Origin of the sequence: Affinundibacterium danionis, from assembly GCF_042432465.1 — a bacterium.
Classification (GTDB): domain Bacteria; phylum Pseudomonadota; class Gammaproteobacteria; order Burkholderiales; family Burkholderiaceae_D; genus Undibacterium; species Undibacterium danionis.
In genome coordinates, this window is the sequence record NZ_JBHLXJ010000003.1 from 237,584 (window position 1) to 251,151 (window position 13,568).

The following is a 13,568-nucleotide window of genomic DNA, read 5'->3' on the forward strand; positions in this document are numbered from 1 at the left end:
CATCGTCAGCTTTCAAAATTCGGCAGCTATATGCGCTAACAAACCCTCTTCAAGATTTGTAAAAATACTTCAAATAAGACCTCCATCAAACTAGCGACATAGCATGTAACGTAAGGAGTTTGTGCCAAGCTTTTCGTGCCAGCTTTTCGTCTCAACTTTTCGTCTCAACTTTTCGTCTCAACTTTTCGTCTCAAGCGCCTTGTAGCAAGTGCCTGCCAAGGCTAGAATGACTCTTTCGTTTGAAAGCACTTCTTCATGCTGCATACTGCCAAACTGCTCATCATCGACGACGACCTAGATGTCGCGACTGCGGCTCGACTCCTACTGCAAAGACATTTTTCTGAAGTGCGCGTTGCACATTCACCTGATGAGGCACGCGCACTGTTGTCTAGTTATCGAGCCGATTGCATCCTACTCGATTTCAACTTCAGTAAAGGTTACACCGATGGTGCAGAAGGCTTGGCGATGCTCAAGTACTTACAAGAGCAGCATCCGAAAAGCAAAGTGATTGCCATGACCGCCTATGCCGATGTCCCGTTGGCGGTCGCAGCACTCAAATTAGGCGCAGCCGATTTCATCACCAAGCCATGGGACAATGCACGTCTACTCGCCATGATAACAAGTCTGACGTTGCAAGCACCGTCGCCAAAAGCCTTTGCTAGCAACACTTTATTAGGCGACTCACGCGCAATGCAAGCCCTGCGTAATATGATTAATAGCATCGCACCAACCGAAGCCAATGTTTTGATATTAGGCGAAAACGGTGTCGGTAAAGAACTCGTGGCGCAAGCCATACATCAAGGTTCACCACGTAGACAAGCACCGTTCATGGCCGTGGATATGGGCGCTTTACCAGAGTCCACTTTAGAGTCGGAATTATTCGGCTACAAAAAAGGGGCATTCACCGATGCACGCACGGACAAGCAAGGCCGATTCCAAGCTGCACAAGGCGGCGTGATTTTTTTGGATGAAATCGGCAATCTGCCTTTGGCGGGGCAGGCCAAATTATTGGCCGCATTGGAGCGGCGCGAAGTCACGCCTATCGGCAGCAATCAGTCAGAAAAAATTCAAGTCCGCGTCGTATCCGCGACCAATCTCTCCGAGCTTGATCTCTACAATCCAGCACGTTTTCGCACCGATTTACTATTTCGTTTAAACACCATCGTGCTGCGTGTACCTGCACTACGTGAACACGCTGAAGATATTCCGCTACTGCTAAATCACTACCTGCAACACTACCAACAAAGCTACCAAAAACCAGCACGTCACCTTCACGAGAGTGTGATTCAAGAACTTTGCCAATACACATGGCGTGGCAACATTCGCGAACTCAAACACGCCTGCGAACGCGCCGTCATTCTCGGCACAGAAGATGCGTATTCTGTGCAAGATTTTGGTTTGGGATTCAATCCGCCTTCCACCGCCAACACCAACGCAAACACCAACATAAGCGCCATCATAAGTAAGCCCCAGCCAACAGATCAATTGCGCCTAGAAACCATAGAGAAAAATACGATACAAAATGCGCTCAATCAAACCGCGGGCAATATGAGCGCAGCGGCTAAATTGCTCGGTCTGAGTCGCGCAGCACTCTACAGAAAATTAGAAAAGCATGGCATCTAAGGTATCCAATGCGCCGAACGCATCCAATGCATCAAACAAAGCGATAGGCAACACAGGTCAACGCGTCGCAGCATACTTGATCAATGTCTTGGCATTACTTGGATTTGGGCTGGCAACGTATTGGATGGGCCTATTGCACGCAAACAAGGCCGATATAGATCAAACACGGCTGTGGGTACTTTGTGTTCTACTCGCCATCATCAGCCTGAGCATACTCGCCGTTCACGTACAAAAAATAATTCGTCTCAGCATTCCGCCCAGACGCGAAATCACACCACCGCTACCGCGCGCACAACGTCCAGCGGACGCAACGGACTCAACAAGCACAGAACAATTCGATAGTGAAAATCAATTAGAGCACGCGCCTATCGCACTATTTTCAGTCAAATCGCATGCCGCGGTTCACCCACTCAACGCGCATGCACGACGACTGTTGGCACCAGGCAGAGTCACTGAAAAAAATCAATTTTTCGACAGCTTAAAATCTCTCAAACAACAAGGCCGCGCACTCATAGAATTTGAAACCGAACGCGGCATAGAACGTGCCTTAGTCGCCAACAATCAAATCATCTTGCAAGGTGAGAGTGTACAAGTCATCGCCTTGATGCCCGTGGAAAGTGAACTGCAACTAGAAGCCCAGAACGCTTGGCTAAAATTGCTGCGCGTATTGATACATGAGATCAACAATTCACTCACCCCAGTCGCCTCACTGTCGCGCACCGCGAGTGAACTACTGGAGCATGAAAAATCCTTGTTCGATCAAAGCCATACTGACGGCGCATACCGAGATTTGCAAACCGCACTTGAGGCAATACACCGCCGTTCTTCAGGCTTGTCCGATTTCGTCAATCACACGCGTGACTTAACCAATTTAAAGCCCGCCCAGCCCCAACGGATAGCGCTCGCCACTTTATTTGCACAACTAGAAAGCCTATTCGCACCAAGTTGGAAAAATCGTGGCGGCAGCTTGACATGGGCATGTGAACCACAAAATTTAGAAGTCATCGTCGATCCCCTACAACTGGAACAAGCGCTAATTAACCTGATTCAAAATGCCTACGATGCGACAGCCAATACCAGCGCCGCGCACGTAGATATTCAAGCCGCATTGACGCATGGTTCACGGCTCAAAATTGAAATCACCGACAACGGCAAAGGCATCAACGAAGAACATCTGCCCCACATCTTCACCCCATTTTTCACCACCAAAGACAACGGCAGCGGCATAGGACTCGCTCTGACCCGACAACTAATACAGAACAATAACGGCACCGTGCGCTATGCCCAAAGCGTCAAGGGCGGCGCGCGTTTCATCATTACGCTTTGAGTTCTTAGATATTTGATGACGAGATATCACAATTAGAATTAGCAGCTATTTCATCTAGCCAAGTGCTCTATCGCACACTGCGCGACCTCTCGGCTAAAAGCTAAAAATGAATGCGAGGCGTCAACCTTAACAGCGTGGCTGAAACGTTCTGCACATAGCTCTTTCTCTTGCACCATGCCATCATTCGACGCGCTGCCAAATGGGCTGAATCGACCATATCGACCTCGGGTTCCTATGATGCAAATCGTCTCGACTGGTGGCACGCCTATAGCTTTCATACGCCTTTGTGTAGAGACCAACTGACCGCAATCTCGCGCCAATAAGCGATATAAAAAGCAGTCCTTAAGTATGCGGCTACCTAGCGTCGACGTCACCGGCGAGCCAAGCAAAAAAAGCTTCGCAGGACGCCTAATTTCAGGTGCGAGATCCAGTACAGCCGCTCTCAATAGAATGCCACCGAGTGAATGGCCAACCAGTGCGTATTCACCTTGTTGCGCGATATGTTCTATCGTTTTCATTAAGCGCTTTTTAATGGTTTCAAAATCATGCCGAGAGACCATATACGAAAAATTACTAGTGCTATGCCCGGCTTTCCTAAGCCGAAAAAGTAAGGGCGCACCCCAGATCGGCGATGCACCAAGGCCGTGTACGAATAAAATATGCATAGCGTTTGTTATGTAAAAAATCAGTCAAAAATGGTATCGCATTGAGGTTCGTAAAATCAACAGCAGTCTGTGTAGCTCTCGTAGAGCGGGTGCAACCCGCGCTGCTTAGGTGCCTGGCGTTCTGGCGGTGCGGGTTGCACCCGCCATACGATTTTTCCATCGCCATGTTTCAATCCCTCAACGCACTCATCGGTGAAATCCGCATCGCCAATAGCGCGTGTCGCAAGCTCGATATCATGGCGATCAAGAGTGCAACACTCAAAGCGAATAGCAGCGTCCACCCACCCATCGGCGCACGTTCAACGAAACTGGACAAATAGTGCGAGATAGCAAAAGCTCCCAGAGGCAAACCAATCAATGCGCTTCCCAACATAATCACAGCAAACTCTTTACCAAGTAACAGCGCAATCGCCTTGGTCTTAGCGCCGTAGATTTTGCGAATCGCGATTTCTTGTACGCGTCTTTGTACGCTGTAGGCTGAAAGGACATAGATGCCGGATGCCGCAATCACCAAGGATAAGATCGCCGCGATCATCAGGAGTTTGCTCATACGTAAATCTTCTTCGTAGTTTTGCGCGATGAGGCTGGTGCTGGATTTGATGTCGAATGTCTCTTTAGGAAAATGTTGTTGCCATAATCCTGCGATATGGGTCGCAGCTTCAGGTAAATTTCCATCCGTCAAAATGGTCAACGTATTCGGCCAAAATGCAGGAATGAAACTCCGTGGAACTTCTGCGTCGTGCGCGCTGCGATAACGCAGATTCGGCACCACGCCAATAATTTGTACCTGCTCTGGCTTACCTCTAATGTTTTGTACAAATTGCCCGACTGCTGCTTGCGGTGTAGGAAAACCTAAAGCCTTCACGGCGGCCAGATTCAATACCATTTTTTTAGCAGCTTTGGGGGCATCAATCTTGGCGTCAAAATCACGTCCCGCTAAAAATTTGACGCCATGCACAGCAAAGAAATTAAGCGAAACGCCCTCCTCATTTGGGTAGACGTTAATGCCGTTCGATGCGCGTAACGAAGCAAAACCAACGCCAGCCTTGTCCTCACCGACCGGCCAAAACGACACCGCCACATCCTTGACATAAGGGAGCCGCAAAAGTGCATCACGAAAAGTGCGACTATCTGCCTCACTGAGATCACTATTGAACGGCAGGACTAATAAATTATCAGGTACAAATCCCAGATTGGCTTTGGTCGAATAGGCGGTTTGCCACGCAATTGCCAACGCCACCGCTCCAAACGCCATCGCACTGCCAAACTGAAGTATCGTCAAACCGTGACGCAAGCGCGTCCCCGCTAAAGTTTCACTATTTCCACGTCCGGCCAGCGCATGCTGCGCATTCACACACAGGGCAAGCCATGTCGGATAGAGACTCATCAGCAAGCCGACCATCAGCGCAAATAATAGACTCCATGCGAGATTAGAAAGACAAAATAGCTCACCCAACTGACGATTCATCAATTCCGAAAATAGGGGTAACACTAGCCATGCCAAAAGCAAACCAAGTATCGTCGCAGCAAAACTCAAGAGCAAAGATTCATTTATAAATTGCGCAATGATACGTGTTCGGCTAACACCTAACATTTTATAAACACCGATTTCCTTTTGCCGACGCAATGTTCGTGCTACATTCAAATTAATGAAGCTAGTAGCCGCTAAAAATAAGATGAGTAATGCCACAGCACTCAAGGCAAACACAATTCGTCCGTCGCCTCGAACTAGATTATTCAAACCCACTAAATCTCGGTCAAAATAGGTATCAGCGAGACTGGTCAAACGAATTTCTATCGCTTTTTTCTCGCTGGCATTCCGCACTTTCGATGTCGCTTGATTTTGATGTGCTTTTGAAAATGGGGTTTCATCTGCGACTGCTTGCAAATGCTTTTCTACCATGCGCACATCCACATGCGGTGGCAATTGCACGTAAGCCCTGCGATAAGATTCCTCGTGTGAACCTTTGAGTGCTTCGAACGCTAAGGTGGTGTTATCAGGGGGATCTTGTATCAGCGCCCCGACATAGAAAGGCGTGTTCTCAATAGTCAAACTACGTCCAAGAGCCTGCTCAGTTCCAAAGAATTTAGCGGCAGTTTTCACAGTCAGGGCGATCGCATCTGGCTTCGCAAGGGTCGCATGCAAATCGCCTTGTAGCGTCTTAATGGCGAACATGCTTGGAAAATTTTCGTCCACATGCGCTAACAAAGTTTTGCGTGCAGTGCGTGAATCAACAGACATGCTTGGCGAATCAATGCCTACAAAGGAAAGGCGATGTGGTATCCCACTTTGACTTAAGGAGGCTTTAAGAGGCCAGTCATTAAAATCTACCCACGCCGGATAACCAAGCACATTCAGCCTGTGCTTCACCAAAAAAATCCGCTTCGCATCTGGCACATGGGTATCATATTCAAACGAGTATCTCGCATAACCCAACAACAAAAAACACACACAAAAACTGACACTTAATCCCAAAAAGACGATGAGTGAATGTCCCGGCTGTTTTAACAAAATTCGCCAGGCAATTTTTAAGTCTCGTATTTTCATTCACTACTCCAATTTCGTAGGGCGGGTGAAACCCACGCTGCTTAGGTGTTCATAATGCTTGGTGTGCTCGGAGGCCTGGCGGCGCGGGGTTCACCCGCCCTACGATATCCACCACCATGTTCAATCTCTCAACGCAAGCATAGGAGAAATCCGCATCGCTAATAGCGCGTGTCGCAAGCTCGAGATTATGGCGATTAACAATGCAACACTCAAAGCGAATAACAACGTCCACCCGCCTATCGGCGCACGTTCAACGAAACTGGCCAGATAATGCGAAATAGCAAAGGCTCCCAGAGGCAAACCAATCAATGCACTTCCCAGCATAATGACAGCGAACTCTTTACCAAGTAATAGCGCAATCGCCTTGGTCTTCGCGCCGTAGATTTTACGGATCGCGATTTCTTGTACGCGTCTTTGTACGCTGTAAGCGGAGAGGACATAGATGCCGAAAGTAGCATTAAGCATGACGATGATCGCCGCTGCGATTAAAAGCTTAGTTAGGCGGATGTCTTCAGCATAATTTTCCGCAACCAAACTCGTATTGGTGACCATATTGATGACGTCGTTGGGAAAGGATTCCCGCCACAGTGCAGCAATTTTTGCCTGCACTTCAGATAAATCCGTATCGACCTGAATCACCAAGCTTGAGTTGCTCATGCTCAATTTAAAACTTCGAGGTGCTTCTTGTTCATGTGCGTTTTGGAAACGTATGTTGGGAACGACCCCAATAATCTGCCAAGCATTATTACGACTACGCGACATCACAATTTTACCTATCGCAGCTTGTGGCGTGGAGAAGCCCAAAGCCGTGATAGCGGCCTCATTAAGAACGATACGTTCAAGCTTTTCATCTAGATCTAACGTGGGATCATAGACTCGTCCGGCAATCGAGCGAATCTGGTGGACGGTAAAGAAATTTGGCGAAACCATATGCACGACTGGTGATATCCTACGATCGTCTTGTGTAATTAAAGGCGAATTGAAACCTATAAAGTCCCGACCTAATGCTTGATTCGTCGATGCTACATCGCGCACACCTGGAAGACGCATCACACTCTCTTGAAACGCTCTATTTTGAGAATTTATCTTAACCTCAACAGCTTTTTGCGCATCACCCTCGCCGCCAAATGGTGCCTGAACCAAACTCAAGACTAACAGTTTCTCAGGTGAGAATCCTAAACTGATTTTGGTCACATAATACGTTTGCCAAGCAATCGCCAGCGCGACTGCGCCAAACGCAATGGCACTTGAAAATTGAATAACAGTGAGAACACGGCGTAAGCGCATCCCGCCTACACTTTCATTGTTACCTCGACCGACAAGCGCTTGATTGGCATTAACTTGTAAAGCAATCCAAGTTGGATAGGCGCTTAACAGCAAACCTATCGCAAAACTAAATACTAAGCTCATCGTCAAATTAGAAAGCGAAAACAGGCTATCTAAAGGACGATTCATCAAATCAGAAAATAACGGCAACAAGAGCCATGCCAAGAGCAAACCTAAACCATTCGCGGCGAAAGTAAGCGACAAGGATTCAGTCACAAATTGACCGACCACACGCAGTCGCGTCGCCCCCAGCATTTTATAAACACCGATCTCTCTTTGTCTGCGTATCGTACGCGCCACCATCAAGTTAATGAAACCCGTTGCTGCCAGTAATAGAATGACTACGGCGACGCAAACTAAGGCGATCACGATGCCTTTATTGCCACGATAGACACCTTCAAAATTACCTAAGTCGCGATCGAAATACGCGTCCTTTAAGCTAGTCAAGCGAATTTCGATTGCATGTTTTCGAGTCAATATTTGGTCACCACCAGTTTTCCAATCTTCTCTTAGACGCTTTGCCAAGGGAACATTATCCGCAGCAGTTTGCAAAAATTTTTCTACCATGCTCACGTCTACATTTGACGGCAATTTGATATAGGAGTTACTTTCTTCCTCTTTAGTACCGACTAAAGCTTCGAAATTGACTGTAGTATTTTTTGGTGGGTCTTGAATTACCGCCCCTATCGTCACGTTTTTATCCGCAATTTTCAGTATATTTCCAACCACTTTTTGCGTATTGAAAATCCTTTCAGCAGTACTAATTGTTACAGCGATGGCGTCAGGTTTTACGAGCGTCGTAGCTAAGTTTCCTTGCACAGTTTTCACTGCGAACGTATCTGAAAACGCTCCGTTCACATAAGCCATATTTAAGGAATGTAATACTTTCGTATTGGTCTCAACGGTCTGCTTTTGACTAGAAAAACTAATGAGCGTATGCGGAATTCCACTCTTGCCTATAGTTTCATTCAAGCTCATCAAACCAAAGCCAACCCATACAGGTCGAGAGAACGCATTCACTCTATGTTTTACTAGAAAAATTCGATCTGCATCGGGAATGTGCGCGTTGTACTCAAACGAAAATTTCGCATAACCAAGCAATAAAAAGCACACGGCGAAACTCAGGCTCAAGCCCATGAATACGATAAGCGAATGCGCGGGTTGTTTTATCAAAATGCGCCATGCGATTTTTAAGTCTCGTATTTTCATTCGCTACTCCAATTCGGTAGGGCCGGTGAAACCCGCACACCATTTTTTCAATCCTAGTCTGCTGAAATCACTAAGCACGTAATATCTGCAGCGGTGACATACGCACGGCTTTTAATGTGTTGCCTAAGGTCGCTAACACCGCAACCACAATACCGATCGCGCTAGCAGCCACTAAAGTCCACATGCCTATCGGTGCGTGCTCGACGTAATCGGCCAGATAGCCTTGGATAAATCGATAGGCAAGCGGCAACGCAATGACGCAAGAGATTCCCATTAACCATGCGAATTCACGTCCAACAAATCCGAGAATCTGCAGGCTGTCTGCGCCATATAATTTGCGTAAAACGATTTCTTTGCTGCGTTTTTGTACGCTGTAGGCGGCTAATACGTAGATGCCGAAAGCAGCGATCGCCAAACTTAAAACACTTGCCATCGTGAGTAGCCATGCAATGTTTTTTCCTGGACGATTTTCTTTTTCAATTTCAGCGCTGACCGTTTGCATGCGCAAGAGCGCATCTGGAAAGTGTCGCCCCCAAAGTTGTTCGATAGCGGCTTGTACCTTACTGGTGTCGCCTAAGGTACGCACGATGAATTTGCTGCCTGCTTGATTGAAAAAATAGATCACCGCCTCGTCACTTTTTTTGCGATCTGTATTTCTAAAATTAGATACCACACCAATGATTTGAAACTCCTGCTCGCCACGTTGTACAAATTGTCCGATGGCATTGTCATTACTAGTAAATCCTAATTTCTTGACACCATTTTCGTTAAGCACCGCGCTATGCTTGGCATCATCGGCATCGACACTGGCGTCGAAACTACGTCCTGCCTTTGGCAAAATGCCTAAGGTGGAAAAAAATTCGACCGTCACTTTTTGGTACTTCATATGAATTGAAGGGAAGCCTTTACGGTCTATCGCATCGGCATTTTCTAAAGAGCGCGCCTGCGTCGTAGAGACACCAACATGAGCAACATTCGGTATCTGTTTCAGCGCGGCATGAAAGGCATTAAATTGCTCTAGCGTCGTGCCGGCGGGAAGACTCAGACTTATCAAGGGCTTAGGATCGAAGCCTACACTTTGATTAGATAAAAAGTAGCTCTGCCATGAGACTGCCAATGCGCTGGCAGAAAGCGCTAAAGCGACGCTCATTTGCAGCACTGTCAGTACCCGTCGAACTTTTTGTCCAGTTGAACTTTCTTGATCACCTCGTCCACTTAAGGCAACGCTCGGCATCACTTGATAGGCCGAGTAAGCAGGAACTAAGCCGGCAATCAATCCCAGTATCAGCGCAAAAAACAGGCTGACTACAACACTCGCCACCGAAAAAATTTCTGCGAGATCGATTCCCAAAAATTCGGAGAACAACGGGAGCAAAAGCCATGCTAAGCCTAGACCTAGGACAGCGGCAACCAACGTGACCAACGCCGACTCACATAGAAATTGCATCGTCACACGGTTTGCGGTCGCTCCCATTATTTTTTGCAAAGCAATTTCACGTTGACGACGTATAGCGCGTACCTGTGCCAAATTGACATAGTTGCTCGCAGCCAGTGCCAGTATGAGTAAAGCCACAATCACCAGCCCACTCAGTACCCGACTGTCTTGAGTCATGCCTGCCGCCAAATCAGGATCGAGATTTTGCTCACGCAGTGGCAGCATTTGGTGAGTGATTATTTTTTTCTTGCCGCTCTGCTGCATCATGGGCAGAATAAACTCTCGATATAGCTTAGATTTTTCTAGCTCGCTATCAACTCTCTTGATGATTTGTTCTGGCGTCACTTGCCCCACTGTTTTAACATAGACGCTAAAGCCTACCGATCCCCAATTTTCCATACGATTCTCGCGCCTGTCATCATCCAACAGTCTGGTTTGCATACCAGTAAGCGCCTGATATTCAATAGAGCTAGTGACGGGTGGCGTAGGTAAGATGGCTAGTACAGAGTACGCCTTCCCCATGACCAACACCGTTTTACCCAAAGCGTCTTGATGACCAAAAAGTTTTTGCGCCGTTTGTTCGGTCAATGCTAAAGCGTCAGGTCGAACCAAGACTGCATTTAAATCACCTTTAATTCCCGTGATAGAAAAGACTCTAGCAAATTCGCCAGCGACCAAGGCGACATTAATCTGATGCACCGTCTCACCCGCTCTCATATCCACCGTTTCATGCCCGATGGCAGTGCTTAACACGGGCAAGCCACTGTCCGCAATAGCACGATGAGACTGATAACTGCTTGATCCACGCCAACCGTAAAATCCCTCGCTATCCCAATGTTCTTTAAGGAGAAATACTTTTTTATTATCGGGAACATGGGCGTCGAAGCTCATTTGATGCCTGACTAATCCTAGCAAAAGGAAACAAGCGGCGACACCTAGGGATAATCCAAAAATGATGATGGTGGAATAACCCGGCTCTTTGAGGAGCAAGCGCCAACCAATTTTTAAATCTACTATTTTCATTCATTACTCCAATTTCGTAGAGCGGGTGCAACCCGCCCTACAATTTTTATGCCGCTTGCAATGCATCGACCACGATGCGTCCATCGAGTAAATTAATGGTGCGTGAGGCTTGCGCCGCATGTGCTGGGGAGTGCGTGACCATCACCACGGTCGTGCCTTCTTCGTTAATTTTGCGCAGTAGACGCATGACTTCGTCGCCGTGGGCGGTATCCAGATTACCAGTCGGTTCATCGGCCAGTAATACGGCGGGATTCGCGACCAAAGCACGGGCGATGGCGACCCGCTGTTGTTGCCCACCTGAGAGTTGTGATGGACGATGTTTGGCTCTATGTTGTATGCCTAATTTTTCTAACATCGCGGCTACTCTGATGCGGCGTTCCTTGGCGGGTGTGTCGGTGTATTCCAAGGCCAATTCTACGTTTTCAAATACCGAGAGTTCTTCGATCAAATTGAAACTTTGAAAGATGAATCCTATGCGCCCACGCCGTAATTGATTCAATTTAGCTTCTTTGTATCCGGCGACATTTTGACCTTCAAAATAGTAGTCCCCTGAGGTAGGTACATCGAGCAGGCCGATGAGCCCCAGCAAGGTCGATTTACCACAGCCGGATGGGCCGGTAATGGCAAGGTATTCGCCTGCGTTGATCTCAAGATTAATGTTGTCCAAAGCAGTAGTTTGAATATCGCCAGTGAGATGAATTTTGCTGACTTGTTTTAAATTGAGCATGGTGTTTTCCTGATTTTTTGCTTGTTTAGTTGAAGGATCGCATTAGGGTATGTAGCCCTGTTGCCCTAATTTATACTGAGATTTTTGATGCTCTGATACTGTTCATAACTTGAGATCACGACGTTGTCACCGACCTTAATGCCTTCCAAAATCTCCACTTGTCGATTACTGCGTTGTCCAATTTTAATCGCACGTTTTTCTGCATGTTGTCCACTCTTGTCGAGGACAAATACCCATCGACCGCCGCTATCATTGATATAAGTTCCCATCGGTAAAATAACCGCTGGCTTCGGCGCACCTAGACTAATATTGACGTCCATACTTTGTCCTGGATTGAGTTGCTTAGGATTTTCTGCCGTAAATTTCAGCTCGACTAAAAAACGCCCTTCTTTAATTTGCGGATAAATCGCCATCACTTCGATGTCGTAGTTTTGGTCTATCATGCGCGCCTTTCCTTGCTGGCCCACTACGACACGGTTGAGGTAATACTCATCAACTTGGGCTTGCAGTTTAAAGTGAGTTGGATCATCCACTCGACCTAGGCGTTTCCCAGTCACAACCGATTCGCCGACCTGTAAATGAAAATCGGTGAGTTTGCCCGAGATCGGTGCTCGAACTGCCAACCCATCTACAGCTTGTGTCACTAACTTTAAGCCCGATTGTAGGCCGTGGATACCAGCCTCCATTTGCGCCAACGCCGTCTGCCTCACAGTAGCATTTTGCATTTGATGTTTTTCTTCTTCGCTGTAAACAAAGCTTGCACGCTCATAGTGATCTCTCGATTCTTCCAACGCGACTTGTGAGATAAATCCTTCTTGCGCCAGGCGCAGATTACGTTCATGTTTTTTCTTGGCCTGCTCTTTATCGAATGCCAATTGTGCCAACTGCCTTTTTGCTTCGGAACTTGCAGACTGAAACAAGACCTGCATGTTCGCCATATTCGCCACTTGTTGAGTGTGTTCGCCTTTGCGCTGCAATAGCTCTAGATTGCGTTGGGAATTGGACAATCGAAACAAGAGTTGCCCTTGTTTGACCATCATGCCGTCTTGTACCTTAATTTCTTCTACCCGCCCGGATTCAACGGAATCGAGTATCACCGAATTTAAAGGCTGGGCATTGGCGCGCACAATAATGTCGTCCAAAAAAATTCCTTGTTCCGCTACTTGAGTACGAATATCTGCTTTAGCAACTTGCAAGCCTTTGGGAATCGACAACCATCCTAGAGCCAGCACAGCGCTCACCACTGAAAACCCCAGAGCGAACTTAAGCAAGCGACGCTTGTGATTTCTCGGAACAACGCGATCCATCGCCGCACCGCTAGCAATAGATGAGTCGTGATTTATTTGTGTTAATGGTTTCATTCAAGTGAATTCAATAAGCTTGTGGTCGATGAATTCGATAATTGCAAATTGTGTGCCATACCTTTAAAGCACTTATATCCACAATTTTGAAGAAAAAACTGTCCGATTCCGGACACTTCGCTCAGAGCCATGTCTGAAAATGAACGCTTTTGGGTGAGCGGTGAAAGGAGATCTAATGAAGATCCAATAAAGAATTGAGGAAGTTGATTGCAGACAGAAAATTCACGTATGACGAGTCAAAGACCAGTAATTGCGCTCGAAACTCATCTCAGATTCGGTGCTAGCAAACCATTCATCACCTTAAAGCGCCCCTACAAACCTAGA

Annotated in this window: 8 protein-coding genes; 2 read left to right on the plus strand and 6 right to left on the minus strand. The window is 47.1% G+C overall.

Translation table 11 applies throughout. The annotated features are described in order from the left end of the window. Positions 1-255 precede the first annotated feature (255 nt). Both ACFFJH_RS03815 and ACFFJH_RS03820 read left to right on the plus strand, forming a co-directional pair. Positions 256-1,623, plus strand: coding sequence for a sigma-54-dependent transcriptional regulator (locus ACFFJH_RS03815; protein WP_390210172.1), 1,368 nt, complete (start codon positions 256-258; stop codon positions 1,621-1,623). After that, the gene (locus ACFFJH_RS03820; protein WP_390210173.1) at positions 1,613-2,950 is read left to right on the plus strand and encodes a sensor histidine kinase; all 1,338 of its coding nucleotides are present in this window, start codon (positions 1,613-1,615) and stop codon (positions 2,948-2,950) included. The genes ACFFJH_RS03815 and ACFFJH_RS03820 overlap by 11 nt, the downstream gene beginning before the upstream one ends. 50 nt (positions 2,951-3,000) lie before the next feature. Here ACFFJH_RS03820 and ACFFJH_RS03825 read toward each other — a convergent pair whose 3' ends face one another. The 6 genes from ACFFJH_RS03825 to ACFFJH_RS03850 form a co-directional block, all read right to left on the minus strand. After that, on the minus strand, positions 3,001-3,615 hold the full coding sequence (locus ACFFJH_RS03825) for an esterase/lipase family protein (protein WP_390210174.1): 615 nt from the start codon (positions 3,613-3,615) through the stop codon (positions 3,001-3,003). A 169-nt stretch (positions 3,616-3,784) separates the two neighbouring features. After that, positions 3,785-6,163 (minus strand): FtsX-like permease family protein, encoded by a 2,379-nt coding sequence (locus ACFFJH_RS03830; protein WP_390210176.1) that lies wholly within the window; start codon positions 6,161-6,163, stop codon positions 3,785-3,787. A gap of 120 nt (positions 6,164-6,283) precedes the next feature. Beyond that, on the minus strand, positions 6,284-8,698 hold the full coding sequence (locus ACFFJH_RS03835; RefSeq protein ID WP_390210178.1) for an ABC transporter permease: 2,415 nt from the start codon (positions 8,696-8,698) through the stop codon (positions 6,284-6,286). 70 nt (positions 8,699-8,768) lie between these two features. Further along, the gene (locus ACFFJH_RS03840; protein ID WP_390210180.1) at positions 8,769-11,156 is read right to left on the minus strand and encodes an ABC transporter permease; all 2,388 of its coding nucleotides are present in this window, start codon (positions 11,154-11,156) and stop codon (positions 8,769-8,771) included. 46 nt (positions 11,157-11,202) lie between these two features. Beyond that, positions 11,203-11,883: an ABC transporter ATP-binding protein gene (locus ACFFJH_RS03845; protein WP_390210182.1), complete on the minus strand. Its 681-nt coding sequence runs from the start codon at positions 11,881-11,883 to the stop codon at positions 11,203-11,205. A gap of 65 nt (positions 11,884-11,948) precedes the next feature. After that, positions 11,949-13,244 carry an efflux RND transporter periplasmic adaptor subunit gene (locus ACFFJH_RS03850; protein WP_390210183.1) on the minus strand — a complete coding sequence of 432 codons (1,296 nt, stop codon included), beginning with the start codon at positions 13,242-13,244 and terminating at the stop codon, positions 11,949-11,951. Between the last annotated feature and the right edge of the window lie 324 nt (positions 13,245-13,568).

Excerpts from the sequence above, each read along its gene's own strand:
- ACFFJH_RS03815 (WP_390210172.1), top strand. The coding sequence starts at position 256 with ATGCTGCATACTGCCAAACTGCTCATCATCGACGACGACCTAGATGTC.
- ACFFJH_RS03820 (WP_390210173.1), top strand. The coding sequence starts at position 1,613 with ATGGCATCTAAGGTATCCAATGCGCCGAACGCATCCAATGCATCAAAC.
- ACFFJH_RS03825 (WP_390210174.1), bottom strand. The coding sequence starts at position 3,615 with ATGCATATTTTATTCGTACACGGCCTTGGTGCATCGCCGATCTGGGGT.
- ACFFJH_RS03830 (WP_390210176.1), bottom strand. The coding sequence starts at position 6,163 with ATGAAAATACGAGACTTAAAAATTGCCTGGCGAATTTTGTTAAAACAG.
- ACFFJH_RS03835 (WP_390210178.1), bottom strand. The coding sequence starts at position 8,698 with ATGAAAATACGAGACTTAAAAATCGCATGGCGCATTTTGATAAAACAA.
- ACFFJH_RS03840 (WP_390210180.1), bottom strand. The coding sequence starts at position 11,156 with ATGAAAATAGTAGATTTAAAAATTGGTTGGCGCTTGCTCCTCAAAGAG.
- ACFFJH_RS03845 (WP_390210182.1), bottom strand. The coding sequence starts at position 11,883 with ATGCTCAATTTAAAACAAGTCAGCAAAATTCATCTCACTGGCGATATT.
- ACFFJH_RS03850 (WP_390210183.1), bottom strand. The coding sequence starts at position 13,244 with ATGAAACCATTAACACAAATAAATCACGACTCATCTATTGCTAGCGGT.